8 protein-coding genes are annotated in these 19144 nt (G+C 68.3%); 3 read left to right on the top strand and 5 right to left on the bottom strand.

Going from position 1 to position 19144, the window contains the following annotated elements; genetic code table 11:
- Nucleotides 1–234: 234 nt before the first annotated feature.
- Complete coding sequence (locus ACODRX_RS16885) at nucleotides 235–2361, top strand: Ig-like domain-containing protein (RefSeq protein WP_488872694.1); 2127 nt, start codon at nucleotides 235–237, stop codon at nucleotides 2359–2361.
- Between the two features lie 26 nt (nucleotides 2362–2387).
- Nucleotides 2388–4610 (top strand): Ig-like domain-containing protein, encoded by a 2223-nt coding sequence (locus ACODRX_RS16880; RefSeq protein ID WP_488872693.1) that lies wholly within the window; start codon nucleotides 2388–2390, stop codon nucleotides 4608–4610.
- A gap of 13 nt (nucleotides 4611–4623) precedes the next feature.
- Here ACODRX_RS16880 and recD read toward each other — a convergent pair whose 3' ends face one another.
- The 5 genes from recD to ettA all read right to left on the bottom strand — a co-directional run bounded on the left by recD (nucleotide 4624) and on the right by ettA (nucleotide 16854).
- Nucleotides 4624–6684 (bottom strand): exodeoxyribonuclease V subunit alpha, encoded by a 2061-nt coding sequence (gene recD / locus ACODRX_RS16875; RefSeq protein ID WP_488872692.1) that lies wholly within the window; start codon nucleotides 6682–6684, stop codon nucleotides 4624–4626.
- On the bottom strand, nucleotides 6681–10445 hold the full coding sequence (recB, locus tag ACODRX_RS16870) for an exodeoxyribonuclease V subunit beta (RefSeq protein ID WP_488872691.1): 3765 nt from the start codon (nucleotides 10443–10445) through the stop codon (nucleotides 6681–6683). Before recB ends, recD begins: the two co-directional genes overlap by 4 nt.
- Nucleotide 10446: 1 nt before the next feature.
- The gene (recC, locus tag ACODRX_RS16865) at nucleotides 10447–13911 is read right to left on the bottom strand and encodes an exodeoxyribonuclease V subunit gamma (protein WP_488872690.1); all 3465 of its coding nucleotides are present in this window, start codon (nucleotides 13909–13911) and stop codon (nucleotides 10447–10449) included.
- 183 nt (nucleotides 13912–14094) lie between these two features.
- Nucleotides 14095–15090 carry a tripartite tricarboxylate transporter substrate binding protein gene (locus ACODRX_RS16860; RefSeq protein ID WP_488872689.1) on the bottom strand — a complete coding sequence of 332 codons (996 nt, stop codon included), beginning with the start codon at nucleotides 15088–15090 and terminating at the stop codon, nucleotides 14095–14097.
- Between the two features lie 102 nt (nucleotides 15091–15192).
- A complete protein-coding gene (ettA, locus tag ACODRX_RS16855; RefSeq protein WP_488872688.1) occupies nucleotides 15193–16854 on the bottom strand; it encodes an energy-dependent translational throttle protein EttA in 1662 nt (553 codons plus the stop codon).
- A gap of 254 nt (nucleotides 16855–17108) precedes the next feature.
- On the opposite strand from ettA, the gene ACODRX_RS16850 reads away from it, so the two are divergent.
- Nucleotides 17109–18845, top strand: a complete 1737-nt coding sequence (locus ACODRX_RS16850) for a DEAD/DEAH box helicase (protein WP_488872687.1) — start codon at nucleotides 17109–17111, stop codon at nucleotides 18843–18845.
- Nucleotides 18846–19144 lie beyond the last annotated feature (299 nt).

Genomic DNA, 19144 nt, shown 5'->3' with positions numbered 1-19144 from the left:
CACGCCCGGCGTCCACCCGTCGCAGCGTGCGATTTGCGTCGCGGCTGTTGTGCAATTGCCTCGCCATTTCCTCTAGGCGACAGGAAACCCTGCACCACACGGGCCTCATCAGTTGCAAACAACAAAATAATAAATAGAATCGTTAACAAAAATTTAATAGATTTAATTCATGTATGCGCTCCGGATGCCGCCCGGCGCAGATGCGTGAAGGGTTTTGGAACTAGAGAGGAAAAAGTGCTGACCAAGAACATCATCCACGCCAGCTGGAGCCGCAAGGCTGCGGCTGCCGCACTGCTGGCCGCAACCGCCCATGCGCACGCATGGACCGTGATCGTCAACGACGCGGGCGACACCACCGGCGCCTGCGCCACCTCCGGCACGGGTAGCTGCACGCTGCGCGACGCCTTTATCTACGCCAATAACAACAATGCCGCCGCCGGAGACAGCCGCATCGAGTTCAATATTGGCGGCGGAGGCGAGCACACCATCAAGCTCACCGCCTCCAACCTGCCCGTTCTCCAAGAGATGCGCTCGCTCACCATCGATGGCACCACCCAGCCAGGCTATGCGAACAACACGCCACGCCGCCCGCTGATTACCCTCGAAGGGGGCGGAAGCGGGCGCGGCATCAGCGCCGCCAAAAACACCACGGTGCGCGGCCTGTCCATTGTCAAATTCGGGCAAAGCGGCATCTATATCACTGGTGATGGCAACACCATCGTGGGCAATCACATCGGTGTGAATGCCTTGGGTACCGAGGCCCCCGGCAACAACTACAACATCATCGTCGTCTCCGGCAACAACAACCGCATTGGCAGCCTGGAAGCCGGTGGGCGCAACATCATCTCGGGGGCCACGGAAGGTGACGCCATCTTCTTCTCCTCGGCGGGGGGAGGCAAGAACAATATTGTTCAGGGCAACTACATTGGCACCGACATCACCGGCGAGATAGCCCTGGGCAACAGGCACTACGGCGTTTCCATCTACCAGAACCATGAAGACGTGCTGGTCGACGGCAACCTGTTCGCCGACAACCGCTGGGGCGCGGTGCAGACGCAGGGCACTCGTGGCGTCAAGGCGAGCAACAACCGCATGGGCACTAATGCAGCAGGCTCGGCCATTCTTGGCGAGCAAAAGTTTGGTGTCTCGATTGACTTCACCAACAAAAGCGGCCACGAGGTCAGCAACAACCAGATCGCCGGCCACAGCGAAGCTGCCGTGGTCACCAATGGCAATGCCGGCGGGCGCAACCCTGGCCTGCTGGTCAGCAACAACCGCATTGGCCTGAGCGCCGATGGCAACACCGTCCTACCAAACTATATCGGCATTCTGCTCAAGAACACGGATGGCGCAACCATCCAGGACAACACCGTGGTCGGCACCCCCCAGTCCGCGATTCAGCTGCAAGGCGACAGCCGCGACAACGTGATCAAGGGCAACCGCCTGGGCCTCAACTCGGACGACAAGCCCATGCACAATCTGGTCGGCATCTCGATGTGGCAAAACGCAAAGAACAATACCGTCGAGGGCAACGTCATCGCGCATAGCCAGCGCTACGGCATTGCCCTGTTCAATAAGGTCCAAGGCGCTACCATCGTTGGCAATAGCATCTACGAAAACAATGGCGCAGGCATCGCCATGAGCGCTGACGCCAACCTCGGCCACGCCGAGCCAGAGCTGACCAAGGTCACCGAAGATGGCATCAGCGGCAAGCTGCAAGGCGCTGCCAACGAGCAATTCCGCATCGAGTATTTCGCCAGCGCGCATCTGAGCGATGGTTCGACGGATCAGTATGCGGCCAAGAAGCTTCTGGGCGCACAGACGGTGACCACCGATGCCAGTGGCCACGCCGACCTCAAGCTGGATGTTGCGGTTCCGCCGCGCAAGGCAGCCTCGGTCAGCGCCATTGCCACCCGCATGTCCACCCACGACAGCTCGCGTATCTCCAAGCCCATGGCCGTGGCCAACAAGGCGCCGCAAGCCTTGGAGCAAAACCTGCAAACCGAGCAAGACAAGCCGCTGCCCATTGTGCTGACCGGCACCGATCCCGATGGCGATACGCTGAGCTTCGCCATTGCCTCGCAGCCCCAGCATGGCAGCCTCAGCGGCCTCGACCCGGCCACCGGCGCCGCGACCTACCAGCCCGCCGCCGGCTATGTGGGCCCGGACTCCTTTACCTTCATCGTCAACGATGGCGAAGGCGATTCGACGCCCGCAACGGTGAACATCACCGTCAACAAGGCGCAGCCGCCAGTGGTTCCACCCAAGGCTGCGGTACCGGTACCGGGCCTGCAGCCAGGCACCGTGCTGCTGCTGACCCTGCTGCTCGCCGGCCTCGCCGCCGTGCGCCGCAGGGCATGAAGAGTTTCACAACGAGAGGGAAAAAAGTGCTGACCAAGAATACCAACCGCCCCCCGTGGGGCCGCATGGCTGCGGCTGCAGCCATGCTCGCCATCACCGCCCATGCGCATGCATGGACCGTGATCGTCAACGATGCCGCCGACACCACCGGCAGTTGCGCCACCACCGGAGCCGGCGCCTGTACGCTGCGCGATGCGTTCACCTACGCCAATGCCAACCATGCAGTCGGCGAGGACAACCGCATCGAATTCAACATCGCAGGTGGGGGCGAGCACACGATTGCGCTCGGCTCCGAGCTGCTGCCCGCCCTCCTCGCCCCGGCCGCGCCAGCCCGCTCGCTCACGCTCGATGGCAGCACCCAGCCGGGCTATGCGGGCCATACGCCGCGCCGGCCGCTCATCACCGTGCAGGGCGACAAAAGCAGCCGCGGCATAGCCATCTCCGGCCACACCACCGTGCGCGGGCTGGCGATCGTCAATTTCGGCTTTGGCGGCATTACCATCGACGGCGATGCGAACGCCATTCTCGGCTGCCATGTCGGCGTGGATGCATCGGGCACCCAGGGCATGGGCAGCAGCTACAACATCGTCATCAATACAGGCGCTGGAAACCGCATCGGCAGCCTGGATGAAGGCGGGCGCAACATCATCTCCGCCGCAGCAAACGGCCCCGGAATCAATTTCACCTTCTTGAAGAAAAGCCAGAACACCGTCATCCAGGGCAACTACATAGGCACCGACATCAGCGGCAATGCCGCGCTGGGCAACAATACCGGGATCAAGCTCTCAAGCGGGCATGATGACGTGACCATCGACCGCAACCTGGTATCCGCCAACCGCTTTGGCGGCATCGCCACGGGCGGGAGCCGCACCATCGTGACCAACAACCGCGTGGGCACCAATGCGTCGGGCATGGAGATACTTGGAACCCAGGAGTTCGGGATCCAGGCCTACTATTCCAAAGGCGGAGGCCAGGAAATCCGCGCCAACCTCGTCTCCGGGCATGACAGGGACGGGATCGGCAGCGATGGCGATGCCGACACCCGCAACCCGGGCATGCAGGTCGTCGGCAACATCGTCGGCCTGAGCGCCGACGAGAGCAAGCCCCTGCCGAACAAGGGCAACGGCATCGGCATCAAACATACGGACGGCGCGATCGTGCGCGGCAATATCGTCGGTGGCAACCAGGGAACCGGGATCGACCTCAAGGGGCCGGGCAACAGCAACAGGGTGCAGGCCAACCTGGTGGGCATCAACTCGCGCGGCGAAACCATGCCCAACGAGAGCAGCGGCATTGGGCTGTGGAGCAGCGCGAGCGGCGAGCTCAAACACAGCCTCATCGGCGGTGAATCGGCCTCGGATGGCAATATCATCGCCAATAGCCCGGGCTTTGGCATCGTGCTGTATTCGGTGACCGTCCAGGGCACCTCCATACTGGGCAACAGCATCTACAGCAACGCCAGGGGCGGCATAGCCATGTCGCAAGACAAGAACGGCAATACGGCCAACCGCGGCCAGGTCCGGCCAGCCCTGAGCGGCATCACGAAAAACAGCGTCAGCGGAACACTGAATGGTCCCGCCAGCGAGAGCTTTCGCATCGAGTATTTCTCGACCCCCCGGCTGAGCGACGGCTCGCCCGCGGCCTATGCGGCCAAGACGCTGCTGGGTGTGCAGACGGTATCCACCGACGCAGCGGGCCAGGCCTTGCTGCAGCTGGATGCCGCCATGCCATCGGGCAAGCTGGCGACGGTCACCGCGATCGCCACCCGGCTGTCCACCCGGGATAGCTCCACCATATCCGGCCCGCCGCTCGCGCTCGGCAACCAGCCGCCGCAGGCCACGGCGCAAGACCTGCAGACCGAGCAGGACAAGCCGCTGGCCATCGTGCTGGCCGGCAGCGACACCGATGGCGATGCGCTGAGCTTTGCGATTGCCTCGCCCCCGCAGCACGGCAGCCTCACCGGCCTTGACCCAGCCACCGGCGCGGTGACCTACCAGCCCGCCGCCGGCTATGTGGGGCCGGACTCCTTCAGTTTCATCGCCAATGACGGCGAGGAGGATTCCGCGGCCGCCACGGTCAACATCACCGTCAACCAGCAGCCGCCTCCGCCGCCACCTCCCCCGCCGCCGAGCGCCGCCGTGGTGCCGGTTCCCGGCCTTCAGCCCGCCGCGGTGCTGGCCTTGGCCCTGGTGCTCGCCGCCCTGGCTGCCTTGCCTGCTCGCGGCAGGCGGCGAGGCAAGCCGCATTGAGCGCAGCCCGGGCTCATTGCCCTTCGCGCAGGCCGCTGGAGCGCTCCACGCGGCGCTGCACCGCGGCTTCCAGCGTGCGCAGGCCCTGGCCGGCCGTCGCCAGCGTGAGCCATTGGCGGGCGCGGGTCAGGCCGGTGTAGACCAGCTCGCGGGTGAGGATGGGGCTGAGCGTGGGCGGCAGCACCAGCGCGGCATGGCTGAATTCGGAGCCCTGCGACTTGTGCACCGTCATCGCGTAGACCGTCTCCACCGCCTGCAGCCGGCTGGGCAGTACCCAGCGTATGCCTTCGCTGGTGGCGAAGACCACGCGCAGCGCAGCCGGCTGGCCTGGCAGCGCCACGGTGATGCCGATGTCGCCATTCATCAGTCCCAGGCCGTAGTCGTTGCGGGTGACCAGCACCGGCCGCCCGGCATACCAGCCGCTGGTCTGCGCGATGAGCTGGTGGCGGTGCAGGATCTGCGCGATGCGGGCGTTCAGCCCCTCGACGCCCCAGGGGCCGCTGCGCAGCGCGCACAGCAGCTGAAAGCGCCCATGCGCCTGCAGGAGTTGCCGCGCCCAGTTATCGCGCGCGTCCTGGCCCGCTTGATCCTCGCCCTGCGGCATGCTGGCCAACAAGCCCAGGTAGTGGGCATAGCCCTGCGGCCCGGCGCCATCGGCCTGTACGGCCGCGGGCGCAAAATGCCGGCCGCCGCCCTGCACCACCAGCTCGGCGAGCAAGGGGCCTGTGGCATCGGCCAGCGTGTATACGGCCAGGTCGCCATGGCCATGGCGCAGCACCTGGCGCATGCGGCGCACATCGCCGGCATTGACGGCCGCGGCCAGCTGGCCGATACCGCTTTCGCCGTCGAAACGGTGGCTGTGGCGCAGCATGGCGACGCACTGGTCCAGCGGCTGGCCCATCAAGTCCTGCATCGCGGCGGGCACCTGCTCGCCGGTGGCGGCCTGCAGCCACTGCACGGTCTCGGGCCAGTACAGGCCCTGGTCGGCGTGGCGGCAGAGCTCGCCCAGCACCGCGCCGGCCTCCACCGAGGCGAGCTGGTCCTTGTCGCCCAGCAGTACCAGGCGGGCCTGCGGCGCCAGGGCAGCGAGCAGCGCGGCCATCATTTCCAGATCGACCATCGAGGCTTCGTCGACCACCACCACATCCCAGGCCAGCGGCTGGCCGGCATGGTGGCGGAAATGCCGGCTGTCGGGGCGGCTGCCCAGCAGGCGGTGCAGGGTCTGGGCCTGGCTGGGGATCAGGGTATGCAACGGCGCAGCGCCTGCGGGCACCGGTGGCAGTTGTCCCTGCCCCAGCCGGCCCAGCGCACCGGTAATGGATTCGGTGAGCCGCGCCGCGGCCTTGCCGGTGGGCGCGGCCAGCGCGATGCGCAGCGGCCGGCCCTGGGCTTGCAGCGCGCTGGCCTGCAGCAGCGCCAGCAGCTTGACCACGGTGGTGGTCTTGCCGGTGCCGGGGCCGCCGGTGATGATGGCAAAGCCGCTCGATGCGGCCAGCGCGCAGGCCATCTTCTGCCAGTCGGGCTGGCTGCCTGCGGCGCCGGGCGGGAACAATGCATCCAGGCTGCGGCGCAGTTCGGCGCCGGCCTCTCGCCGCAGCTCAGCCTGCCCCAGCCGCGCGGCAATCGCCTGGCCCACGTCCTGCTCGTACTGCCAGTAGCGGCGCAGGTACAGCCGCGTGCCCTGCAGCACCAGGGGCGTGCCCGTAGCGCCGGCCTGGGCTGCGGGCGCCACCAGCTCGGAGGCCGCCAGCGCCTGCTGCCATTGGCTTGCCGTGCAGCCGAGCAGCAGGTCTGCCGGCAGCGGCACGCCGGCCTGCTGCGCACCGTCGGGCGGCAGCGAGAGCACGAAGCGGCTGTCGGCCAGCGCCGCGGCCAGATCGATGCAGACATGGCCGCGCCCGAGCTGGTGGCTGGCCAGCGCCGCAGCCAGCAGCACCGGCGCGCCGCCAGTCCCGGCCTGGGGCGACAGCTGGTGCAGGAACTGCGCAAAGGCCAGATCCAGCGGGCGCAGCCAGCCCTGCTCCACCCATTGGCGCAGCACCTGCAGCAGTTCGGCGGCGGGCATGCGCATCATGGCTGGGCCCCCGCGAACAGCTGGTCCAGCGCCTCGATCAGCGCGCGCGGCGGCCGCTCCAGATACAGGCCCTGGCTGGGTGCGCCCGCGCCGCGCAGGAACCAGTAGGCCGCGCCGCCCAGGTCGCGCTCGTAGTCGTAGTCGGCGATGCGCAGGCGCAGCAGGCGGTGCAGCGCAAACAGGTAGAGCGTGTATTGCACGTCGTAGCGGTGGGCGAGCACGGCGGCGCGCATGGCATCGGCGGTATAGGCCGCGTCGCTCTCGCCCAGCCAGTTGGATTTGTAGTCCACCACATAGTGGCGGCCCTCGTGGCACAGCACCAGGTCCATGAAGCCCTTGAGCATGCCATTCAACTGGTTCGGCGCCAGCGCCGGCCGGCTCTGGCCGGGCGCGACATGGCGGCGCACCAGCGCATCGAGCGCGCCCGCCGAGGCCTGGGCGATGCTGAACCAGAACTCCATCTCCACCTGGTAGCCGGCCAGCTGGTCCAGGCGCAGCGGCTGCCGGGCCTTCGGCAGGCGCAGCGGCTCGGCCAGCCACTGCAGCACCCATTGCTCAAGCGGCGCGCTCCATTCCTGCCAGCCGCGCACCAGGCAGCGGCGCTCGATCAGCTGGCGCAGGGCCTGCCGGCCCTCGGGTGTGGCCGACACGCAGGCAAAGCCCTGGCTGCCGCACCATTCGAGCAGGCCATGCAGGAAGTTGCCGGCATCGGCGCCCTTGGCAAAGGCGTGGATGCTGCCGGGCGCAGGCAGGGCCATGGTGGGGGTGGCTTCGTCGGCATGGCCAGCCGCTTCGTCGCCCGGCCCGGGCGCTGCATCGCCGGCCAGCTCCAGGTACTGGTCCTGGCCGGCGGTTTCGGGCTCGGGCACGGGGAGCAGGTCTGGCGGCAGCTCCAGCGCCAGCGCCGCTGCGGGGGCGAGTTTTTCGGTCAGCGCCGAGAAGCTGGCGATCCACCAGTGCGGCCGGCGCGCATGCCGGGCGCTGCGCGCCGCGGCCAGCGGCGGCGGCACGGGCGGCTGGTAGCGCTCGGTGCCGATGGCGGGCGCCGGCTCGACCGCCATGCTGGCGCAGCCGGCGCAAAACTGCTGCAGCCGGCCGGGCAATTCGGCATCGGCCACCGGGCTGCCGCCGGCCAGCAGGTAGCCGAAGGCGCTTTTCTCCAACTGGTTGGCCTTGGCCTGGCCGGGGGCCAGCGGCGCGATGCCCAGCCAGGTGGCGTATTGCGCGCGCGTCAGCGCCACGTAGAGCAGGCGCAGGTCTTCGGCCAGGCGTTCGTCGTTGTAGCGCTGCACGGCCTCGGCATTGGCGCGGTTGAGCTGCACCACCAGCTGGCCGGCCTCGCCGTCGTGGAACTGCGGGTAGCTGCCGGCATTGCTGCGCCAGTCGCGCCAGCCGCAGATGAAGGGCAGCAGCACCAGCGGGTATTCCAGCCCCTTGGATTTGTGGATGGTGACGATCTGGATCAGCTCGGCATCGCTTTCCAGCCGCACGATGTCTTCATCGCGCCCCTGGCCTTGCAGCTGCTCGGCATAGGCGCGCAGCAGCGCGTGCTCGCCATCGAGCTGGGCGGCCTGGCGCTGCAGCCATTCGGCCAGGTGCAGCATATTGGTCAGGCGCCGCTCGCCGCCGGGCTGCTGCAGCCAGCGCGCGGGCAGGCCGTAGGCGGTGAGCCACTGGCGCAGCATGGGCAGCGGGCCGTGGCGCTGCCACAGCGCGTGCAGCTCGCGCATGCGCAGGGTCTGCGCCTCCCAGAAGGCTTCGTCGGTGTTCAGGCGCTCCAGTGCGCCCAAGTCCCAGCCCATGCAGGCGCTGGCCAGTGCGCGGCGCAGCGCGGTGTCGTCGCCGGGCTGGGCGCAGGCGGCCAGCCAGTGCTGCAGATCGGCGGCCTCGGGCGTGGCGAAGACCGAGTCGCGGTCGGACAGATAGACGCTGGCCAGCCCGCGCTGGGCCAGCGCCGCGCGCATGGCCTCGGCCTCGCTTTTCTGGCGCACCAGCACCGCGATGTCGCCGGGCCTGAGCGGCGTGAGCTGCTCCGAGCCGGCCTCGGCAAAGCCGGTGCGGCCCTGGCGCGCCTCGGCCAGCCAGCGCACTACTTCGCTGGCCGCGGCCTGGGCCATGTGCTGGCGGTAGTCGGCCGGGCGCACCGGCAGCTCGCCCGCGGGGTCCATGCGCCACAGCGTGAGCGCGGCCGCGCCCTGGCCGGCGCGCCGCCATTGCAGCTCGCGCCCGCGCGCGGCAACCGGCACGAATGGCACCGGGTTGCCATGCGCGCCGGCAAAGCGGAACGCGCCTTGCGCATAGCCCTCGGCCTGCGCAAAGCAGTGGTTGACCGCCTCGACCATGGCGCTGGTGGAGCGGTAGTTGGTACCCAGCGCATAGTGGCGCGGCGCGGTGGCGGCGCGGGCGCGCAGGTAGGTGTGGATGTCGGCGCCGCGAAACGCGTAGATGGCCTGCTTGGGGTCGCCGATCAGCAGCAGGGCGCAGTCTTGGCGGTTGTCTTCAATGCGGTAGATGCGCTCGAAGATGCGGTACTGCAGCGGATCGGTGTCCTGGAACTCGTCGATCATCGCCACCGGGAACTGCCGGCGGATGCGCGTGGCCAGCACATCGCCGCCGCGCGCGGCCTCTTCGGCCAGCGCCGCGTCCAGCCGCGCCAGCAGGTCGTCGAAGCCGAGCTCGGCGCGGCGGCGCTTTTCTTGCTGCACGCTGGCGCGCACTTCGACCAGCGCGTGGCGCAGCAGCCGGGCCTGCAGCTGCGCCAGCACGTCGGCATCGGGCTCGCTGGCCAGCCAGGCGTCGATCGCGGCGAAGGCCGGATGCTGCGGCACCGGGTGGCCGCCCTTGGTCTTGATGCCGTCCTGCCCGTAGCGCCGGATGTTGTCAGGCGCATCGCCGCCTTCGCTCCAGGCGCGCATGGCCTGCATCCAGCTGTCGAACTCGCCTTCGCGGTCTTTGTTGCGGTAGGTGTTGCCGTTCAAATAAGGGAGCAGCTCACGCAGTATGCAAGCCACTTCCAGATTGTTTTCATGCCACAACACCCGTGCAGCCTGCGCTAGCTGCTCGCTTTTTTGCATATCTTCGGCATGGCGCGCCAGGGCGTCGAAGACATCCGCGTCGCTCAGCGCTGCGTCGTCGTAGCGCAGTTGGGCATCGCCGCGCGCCAGCAGCGGGCGCAGCGCGGCCTGCAGCTCCTGCGGGCCGCGAAAGCAGCGCCGCACGGCGCGCGCGGCCGCCAGCGGCAGCGGATAGGCATGGCGGCGCCAGTAGTCTTGCACCGCCTCGGTCAAGAGCTCGCTGTCGTCGGTGACCAGCTCCTGCTGGAACAGGCTGCCGCTGTCGAAGGCATGTTCGCGCAGCATGCGGTAGCACCAGCTGTGGATGGTGGAGACGGCGGCCTCGTCCATCCATTCGGCGGCCAGGCGCAGCTGGCGGGCGCAGCCGGGCCAGCGTTCGGGCGCGTATTCCTCGCACAGCGCGAGCAGCAGCGGGTCTTTGCACGGCAGCCCGTCGAAGGCCTGCGCGGCCTGGTTCAGGCGCTGGCGGATGCGGTCGCGCAGCTCTTGCGTGGCGGCATCGGTGAAGGTCACCACCAGGATCTCGGGCGGCATGAGTGCGCGCTCGAAGGCCTGCTCGCCGCCGTGGCGCAGCACCAGGCGCAGGTAGAGCATGGCGATGGTATAGGTCTTGCCGGTGCCGGCGCTGGCCTCGATCAGCCGGCTGCCGTGCAGCGGGAATTGCAGCGGGAGCAAGGGCTCGGTCATGTCATGCGCCCTCCTCGCCCTGCAGGGGCTGCAGCGCGGCCATCAGCGGGGCGTACAAGGCCTCGGCCAGCGCTTCGCTGTCCGGCCCCCACCAGGCGTCGAACTGCGGGTAGGTGCGCTGCAGCGCGGCACTGCGCTGCAGCTCGCCATCGCGTTGCTGGCTGCCCTCGTAGCAGGCCCTGGCCTTGGCCAGGTCGCGGGTTTCCAGCCAGCGCAGGGCCGTCTTGCTAGCGATGGGCAGCGGGCGGCGCATGCCTTGGGCCCAGTGCGCGGCCAGCGTGGCGAGCTGGCCGGCGGCCTCGCCGCGCGCGAGCGGCGCGAGCTGCAGCGGATCGCTTTCGCTGCTGAGCAGCGTGGCCGTGGGGCCGAGCGCGTACTGCAGCGCCAGGTGCTCCACCCATACGCGCAGCAGCGCCGACCAGCGCTTGGAGCCGCCGGCATGCAAGGCGCCGTCAACCGCCACCCAGCGCGCGAGCGTGCCGCCGGCATTGCGCCGCAGGCCGCTGATCCAGTCTTGCAGCTGCAGGCCGCTGGCCGCATCTTGCCAATCGAACTCCACCGGCTGCGCCAGCGCCTGGGGCCAGGCGGCGGCAATCCGCGCATCGTGCGCCAGCGCGCGCCAGACCTTGGCGCGCACGTCGTCCACCGCGCATTGCGCAAAGGCGCGCAGCGGCAATCGGCCCTCGCGCGCCAGCTGCTGCACCGCCTGCTGCCAGGGCTCGTGCAGGGCCTGCTGGAAGGCGTCGGCCGGCAGCGCCGCATGCGCCTCGGCCCAGGGGCGCAGCGGGCCGGTGAGCGCGGCCTGCAGCTGCCAGGCCTCGAGCCCGTCGAATGCGAAGGCCTCGGCATCGAGGCTGGCGGTAGCGTCGCCGCGCAGCACGATCTTGAGCCGCTGGCGAAAGAAGGCGTCGACCGGCTGGGCCAGAAAATCGCCCAGCGCACGCAGCGCCAGCGGCGCCTGCGGGGCCATGGGCGGCAGCGCCGCGCCGGCCTCGGCGGGCAGGACGCCATCGTGCACTTCGCGCCATTCATGGGCGTAGGTGAAAAGCTGCGCCTCGCCCTGGCCCGAGAAATACCGGTTGCTGAAAGGCTGCAGCGGGTGCTCGGTGGTCAGCGCGGCGAGCAGCTCGCCGCCGCCCTCCAGCCGCCAGCCGGCGGCCAGGTGGTCGCGCAGCTGGCCGATCAGCACCGATGGCGCGCGCTCGCTGCCATCGCGCACGCTGCGGCCCACCCAGCTCACATAGAGCTGCTCGCGCGCCGACAGCAGGGCTTCGAGCAGCAGGTAGCGGTCGTCGTCGCGGCGCGAGCGGTCGCCGGGGCGCCAGTCCTGCGCCATCAGGTCGAAATCAAGCCGCTGCGCCGGGCGCGGGAAGGCGCCGTCGTCCATGCCCAGCAGGCAGACCATGCGAAACGGTATCGCGCGCATCGGCATCAGCGTGCAAAAACTCACCGCGCCAGCCAGAAAGCGCTGCTGCAGCCGGCTCTGGTCAAGGCCGGCAAGCCAGGCTTCGCGCGCCACCGCCAGCGGCAGCGGCGCATCGAAGCCGGCATCCTGCACGGTCTGCAGCCAGCCCTCAAGCAGCTGCATGAGCTGCGCCTGCAAGAGCGCATCGCCTTCGGCCTCGGGCGCGAAAAAGTCGGCCAGCAGCTGCTGAAAGCGCTGGCCCCACTGCAGCGGCGTGGCGGGCGTGGCCAGGGTTTCGCCATGCTCGCGCAGGCGCGCCAGCAGCGCATGCAGCGGGCCGAGCACCGCGGCGTCGAGGCCGCCGATTTCGTCGTAGGGCTGGATGCCGGCGAATGCCGGACCCTGCCCCGCCGCATAGCCCAGCAGCATGCGCGACAGGCCGAATTCCCAGCTGTTGACCGCGCCCGCCTCGGCCAGGCCCAGGCTTTCGCGCTGGCGCGCATCAAGCCCCCAGCGCACGCCCGAGCCTTCGAGCCAGCGCTGCAGCAGCGGCAGCTCGGCCTCGGCGATGCCAAAGCGCGCGCGCAGCGCCGGCACTTCGAGCAGGTCGAGCACCTCGCTGGCGGTGGCGCGGCTTTGCGGCAGCTGCAGCAGCTGCTCCAGCGCACGCAGCAATGGCTCGTTGCCGCGGCGCTGCTGGTCGGCCACGGTATAGGGGATGTGGCGCGGATCGCCCGGCGCGATGCGGCCGAACACCGCCGCGATGTGCGGTGCGTAGCTGTCCACATCGGGCACCATGACGATGATGTCGCGCGGCGACAGCGTGGGGTCGGCATCGAGCCGCGCCAGCAGCTGGTCGTGCAGGATCTCGACCTCGCGCTGCGGGCTGTGGGCGATGTGAAAGCGTATCGATGCGTCGGTGCGCGCGTTCACCGCCGGCCACTCGGCCTGGGTTTCGCGCAGCGGCCGCAGCTCAAGGATGTCGTCGTGCAGCTGGGCCAGCAGCGTGGCCGTGCCCGCGCCCTCGAACAGGTCGATGCGCCCGCCCGACACCGGGCCGAAGCGCTCGCGGTAGTTTTGCGGATCGTCGTATTCGTCTATCAGGTGTATGTAGTCGCGCCCCTGCTTGCCCCAGGCCGCCAGCAGCGGATGGGCATGCTGGTGCAGCAGCTCTTCGCTCAGCTCCTGCGGCAGGCCGGGCTTGCGCGCCTGGCGCCGGTAAGGCAGGCGCAGCAGGTCGCGGTCGGCCACGATATCGGACCAGTGGTGGCGGCAGGGATTGTGCACGCACAGCAGCACCTGGCTGTGCCGCGCCATGGCCGCCAGCGCCTGCAGGGCCTGCGCCGGCATGGCGGAGATGCCGAACACCACGATGCGCCGCGGCAGCGCCGCCGGCCGCTCGGCCAGGCCGGCCAGCGCCTGCATGAAGCGCTGGTGCACGCCCGAGCGCGCCAGCTGCATGGCAGCCGCGCCCGCATCGGCCAGCAGCGCCCGCCACAGCAGCGGCTGCCATTGCTGCTCGGGCGGCAGCGGGGCGGCCTGGCCTCTGGCGTTGCGCAGCTGGTCGCGGCCCTGGCTCCAGTCGCCCAGCCAGTCGGCGCGGTAGACCTGGTACTGGTCGAACAAATCGGCCACGCGCTCGGCCAGCTGGTAGTGCTTGCGCAGCTCGTCGTCGCCCGCGAGGAACTGGCGCAGCCCGGCGAACGCGGGCTGCGCCAGCAGCGGCGGCAGCAAGCGCAGCAGCCGCCAGGCGAGCGGCGCCTTGTCGAGCGGCGAAACCTCGGGCACCTCATGCGCGCCCAGCACGGCGCGGTAGGCTTGCCACAGGAACTGCGAGGGCAGCTGCAACTGCAGCGCCGCGGCCACGCCGCAGCCGCCCTGCTCCTCGGGCCGCGCCAGCGAGAACTTGAGCCACTGCGCGATGCCGTTGCTTTGCACCAGCACGGTCTCGCTGGCCAGCGGCGGCAGCGGGTGGCGCCGCATCCAGCCCACCAGCACATCGAGCAGCTTCTCGGGCTGGTTGCCGTGGAGCACCATCAGGCCGGGCGACAGTTCATGCATGGATGGTCAAACGAAAAGGGCCGCGATGGCGGCCCGGGATAAAGACTGCAGGGTAGTCTAGCGCATCGAATGCCAACTCATACCGGTTTGCATTCGAAGCGAGAACCAGGCGCGAAGCCGCAGACAGTATTGGCATACGGCAAGGCGAGGCAACGCAGTTATCGCTTTGAAGGCGAATCGGTATCAATCGACTTTGGCGCCCGAGGACTTGACCACTGGCGCCCAGCTGGCGACCTCGGACTTGATGAAGGCGCCGAACTGCTGCGGCGTGTTCTTCTCGGACACCGCGCCGAGCTTGGCGTAGGCTTCCTTGACCTCGGGCTTGTCGAAGGCGTGGTTCATCGCCGCGTTGAGCTGGTTCACGATCTCGGGCGGCGTGCCGGCCGGCGCGATCAGGCCGAACCACGACGACACGTCGAAGGGCTTGATGCCGCTTTCCTCCATGGTCGGCAGATCGGGCGCTGTGGGCGAACGCTTGGCGGTGGTGACCGCCAGCGCCCTGAGCTTGCCGCTCATCACATGCGGCCACGACGAGGGCATGTTGTCGAACATGAACTGCACCTGCCCGCCGATCAGGTCGGTGAGCGCCGGGGCGCTGCCCTTGTAGGGAATGTGCTGGGTCTTGAGGCCGGTGCGCAGCTTGAACAGCTCGCCCGCCATGTGGATCGAGGTGCCGCTGCCCGACGAGGCATACGACACCTTGCCCTCGTTGGCCTTGGCATAGGCAATCAGCTCCTGCACGTTCTTGACCGGCACGCTGGGGTTGACCACCAGCACGTTGGGCACCTTGGCGCCCAGCGCCACCGGCGCGAAATCCTTGACCAGGTCGAACTTGACGCCCGGGTACAGCGTCTGGTTGATCGCGCTGGTGACCGCGACGAACAGCAGCGTGTAGCCGTCGGGCTCGGCGCGGGCCACCATCTCGGTGGCGATGTTGCTGCCGGCGCCGGGCTTGTTGTCGACCACGAAGGATTGGCCGAGCGCGGCCGTGAGCTCCTTGGCCATGATGCGCGCCACCACGTCGGTGGTGCCGCCGGCGGAAAAGCCGACGACGATGCGCACCGGCTTGTCGGGGTATTTCCTGGCATCGGCGGCCTGGGCCGGCGCGGCCAAGAGGCCCGCGGCGGCAAGCGCAAGACCCAGGATCGTGGTGCGCCGGATGCTGGTGTTTTTCTGCATGCAAATCTCCGTCAATGAATGGCCGCGCACCGTAGCATGGAAGTGCGGAGCGCGCCCATTCGCACAGACCCCAAGGGCGCGCGGCGGCGGAGACTGGCAGGCTTACTTCAGGGCCTTGAAGCGCATGCGCTTGGGCTTGGCGCCTTCCTCGCCGAGGCGCTTCTTCTTGTCGGCCTCGTACTCCTGGTAGTTGCCGTCGAAGAACACCCATTGCGAATCGCCTTCGGCCGCCAGGATGTGGGTGGCGATGCGGTCGAGGAACCAGCGGTCGTGGCTGATCACCAGCACGGTGCCGGCGTATTCGAGCAGCGCGTCTTCCAGCGCGCGCAGGGTTTCCACGTCGAGGTCGTTGGAGGGCTCGTCCAGCAGCAGCACGTTGCCGCCCTGGATCAGGGTCTTGGCCAGGTGCAGGCGGCCACGCTCGCCGCCCGAGAGGTTGCCGACCTTCTTCTGCTGATCCTGGCCGTTGAAGTTGAAGCGGCCCGCATAGGCGCGCGAAGCCATCTGGAACTTGCCGACGTTGATGATGTCCAGGCCGCCCGAGATGTCTTCCCACACCGTTTTCTCATTCGCCAGCGCATCGCGCGACTGGTCGACAAAGGCCATTTTCACGGTCTGGCCGACGATCACCTTGCCCGAATCGGCCTGCTCCTTGCCGGCGATCAACTTGAACAGCGTCGACTTGCCGGCGCCGTTCGGGCCGATGATGCCGACGATGGCGCCAGCCGGAATATTCATGCTCAGGTTGTCGATCAGCACGCGGTCGCCAAAGCTCTTGGTGACGTTGTGGAACTCGATCACCTGCGTGCCCAGGCGCTCGGCCACGGGGATGAAGATTTCCTGCGTCTCGTTGCGGCGCTGGTATTCGTAGTCGGAGAGCTCCTCGAAGCGGGCGATGCGCGCCTTGCTCTTGGCCTGGCGGCCCTTGGCGTTCTGGCGCACCCACTCCAGCTCCTTCTTCAGGGCCTTGGCGCGGGCCTCCTCGCCCTTTTGCTCCTGCTCCAGGCGGCTTTGCTTCTGGATCAGCCACTCGGAGTAGTTGCCCTTGTACGGAATGCCGTGGCCGCGGTCCAGCTCCAGGATCCACTCGGCCGCGTTGTCGAGGAAGTAGCGGTCGTGGGTGATGGCCACCACGGTGCCGGTGAAGCGGTGCAGGAACTGCTCCAGCCACTCCACCGATTCGGCATCCAGGTGGTTGGTGGGTTCGTCGAGCAACAGCATGTCGGGTTTCGACAACAGCAGCTTGCACAGCGCCACGCGGCGCTTTTCGCCCCCCGAGAGCTTGCCGACCACCGCATCCCAGGGCGGCAGGCGCAGCGCGTCGGCGGCGATCTCGATCTGGTGCTCCGAGTCGGTGCCGGCGGCGGCGATCACCGCCTCCAGCTCGCCCTGCTCGGCGGCCAGCGCGTCGAAGTCGGCATCGGGCTCGGCATAGGCGGCGTAGATCTCGTCAAGGCGCTTCTTGGCGTTGTTGACCTCGGCCATCGCCTCCTCGATCTCCTGGCGCACCGTGTGCTCGGGATTGAGCTGCGGCTCCTGCGGCAGGTAGCCGATGGACAGGCCCTGCATCGGGATGGCCTCGCCCTCGAACTCCTTGTCCACGCCGGCCATGATCTTGAGCAGCGAGGACTTGCCCGAGCCGTTCAGGCCCAGCACGCCAATCTTGGCGCCGGGAAAGAACGACAACGAAATGCCCTTCAAGATCTGCCGCTTGGGCGGCACGGTCTTGGTCAGCTGATTCATCGAGAAAACGTATTGAGCCATGTAGTCTTGGTGTCGAAAAACAGTAAAAAATGGATATCCAAATGGATTTCTGAACCCTAGGATTATCGTTGCATGCGACAATACCCGGGAATTTCAGGTTCCAGTTGCCTGAAACCAGCGCTTTTGCTGCGGACGAAGGACTCGCTCCAGGCTCCACTCTCTGAACCCATCGGTCTGTGACTGGCAGGCAATAAAACCAAAAATTGCTTTGACAAGGCCGATACCCGGCGTCCAGGCTGGACGCACATCTATCAATGACATTTGAAGAACTGAATCTGGCGCCTGCCATCGTGCAGGCCGTGCGCGAGCAAGGCTACGAAGCCCCCACCCCCATCCAGGCCCAGGCCATTCCCGCCGTGCTGCAGGGCAAGGACCTGCTGGCCGGCGCCCAGACCGGCACCGGCAAGACGGCGGCCTTCACGCTGCCGATGCTGCAGCTGCTGAGCCAGTCGCCCACCGCACAGCAGGGCCAGGGCCGCAAGGGCATCCGCGCCCTGGTGCTGGCCCCCACCCGCGAGCTGGCGGCCCAGGTCGAGGAGAACGTGCGCGAATATGCCAAGCACCTGCCCATCCAGTCGACCGTGATCTTCGGCGGCGTGGGCATGAACCCGCAGATCGAGCGCATCAGAAAGGGCGTGGACGTACTCGTGGCCACGCCCGGCCGCCTGCTCGACCTGCAGCAGCAAGGCTTCCTGGACCTGTCCGGCGTCGAGATCCTGGTGCTGGACGAAGCCGACCGCATGCTCGACATGGGCTTCATCCACGACGTGAAGAAGGTGCTGGCCCTGCTGCCCAAGGCCAAGCAGAGCCTGCTGTTCTCGGCCACCTTCAGCGACGAGATCCGCGACCTCGCGGGCACCTTGCTGCGCGATCCGCAGCACATCCAGGTCACGCCGCGCAACACCACGGTGCAGCGAATCAGCCAGCTCATCTGCCCGGTCGGCCGCGGCAAGAAGAAGCAGGCGCTGCTGCACATCGTCAACGAACACAACTGGAGCCAGGTGCTGGTGTTCACCCGCACCAAGTTCGGCGCCAACAACGTGGCCGAGTTCCTGACCAAGAATGGCGTCTCGGCAATGGCGCTGCACGGCAACAAGAGCCAGAGCGCCCGCACGCAGGCGCTGTCGGGCTTCAAGACCGGCGACATCCGCGCCCTGGTGGCCACCGACATCGCCGCGCGCGGCATCGACATCGATGACCTGCCGCACGTCGTCAACTACGAAATCCCCAACGTGCCCGAAGACTACGTGCACCGCATCGGCCGCACCGGCCGCGCCGGCCGTGAGGGCCATGCGGTGAGCCTGGTCTGCATGGACGAGGAAGGCTTCATGATGGACATCGAGCGCTTCACCAAGCAGGAGATTGCGGTGCAGCGCCTCGAAGGCTTCGGCCCCGACGAAGGCGAGAAGGCCGAGCCCATCGCCATGGGCCGCCAAACCATCTGGGGCGGCGCCGGCAAGCCGCCGAGCCGCGAAGTGATGCAGGCGGCAGCCAAGGCCGCCCGCAGCGAGATGATGGAGCGCATCCGCGCCAACAAGGCACCGCGTGGCGGCAGCGCCCCCGCCAAGAGCGGCGGCAAGCCCGCGCCGCGCCCGGCCCAGGCCGATGGCGCCCAGGGCCAGGCCGCAGCAGGCGAGGCTCAGCCTCGCGGCGAACGCACGCCGCGCCCGCAACGCCCGGGCAATGGCCTGGGCCGCGGCACGCCGGCCGGCAGCCACGGCAGCCGCCGCGGCGGCAGCGGCAGCAGCAATGGCGGCGGCCGCAGCGCCGGCCCGCGCTATGACGACCACCACCAGCCTCGCGCCGATGCCCACCTGGGCACACAGTTCGGCGGCACGGTGGACGGCCGCAGCCGCAACCGCAGCGGCGGCGGACAGCCCGACCCGATGCGCACCAGCGTCGACAGCATGGCCGACCGCAACCGCCGCGGCGGCTTCGGCGGCGGCCGGGGCCGCAGCGGTGGCGGCGGCGGCGGTTTTGGCCGCCGTTAAGGCCGCCAGCTAAAAGCCAAGGCTGCCAGCGCTTTCCAACAGGCGCTGGCAGTTTTTTATCGCGGGCCACCCCAAGATAAAAAGCGCCCCTCTCGATGTAATGCTTTTCAATTGGACCGGTGAACTGCATGAATCCCTCGGGAGACCCAGCGTAGCGGGCAAGCGTGGAGCCTTGTTTTGAGGCCGGAGGCCGGGTCTCGCCCCGGCGGGCGAGGTACTTTCTTGTCCCGCCACCGGAGTGCCGGCCACAAGAAAGTACCCAAAGAAAGGCGCCCCGGCTATCCGTGACCCCAGCGCCT

The organism is Comamonas sp. FG99 (assembly GCF_057808605.1).
The sequence above is the reverse complement of the archived record's forward strand: the minus strand, read 5'-3'. Positions and strand labels throughout refer to the sequence as shown.

What these genes read in the sequence shown, in the direction of transcription:
- recD (WP_488872692.1), bottom strand. Translation starts at nt 6,684, where the DNA reads ATGATGCGCATGCCCGCCGCCGAACTGCTGCAGGTGCTGCGCCAATGG.
- recB (WP_488872691.1), bottom strand. Translation starts at nt 10,445, where the DNA reads ATGACCGAGCCCTTGCTCCCGCTGCAATTCCCGCTGCACGGCAGCCGG.
- recC (WP_488872690.1), bottom strand. Translation starts at nt 13,911, where the DNA reads ATGCATGAACTGTCGCCCGGCCTGATGGTGCTCCACGGCAACCAGCCC.
- ACODRX_RS16860 (WP_488872689.1), bottom strand. Translation starts at nt 15,090, where the DNA reads ATGCAGAAAAACACCAGCATCCGGCGCACCACGATCCTGGGTCTTGCG.
- ettA (WP_488872688.1), bottom strand. Translation starts at nt 16,854, where the DNA reads ATGGCTCAATACGTTTTCTCGATGAATCAGCTGACCAAGACCGTGCCG.
- ACODRX_RS16850 (WP_488872687.1), top strand. Translation starts at nt 17,109, where the DNA reads ATGACATTTGAAGAACTGAATCTGGCGCCTGCCATCGTGCAGGCCGTG.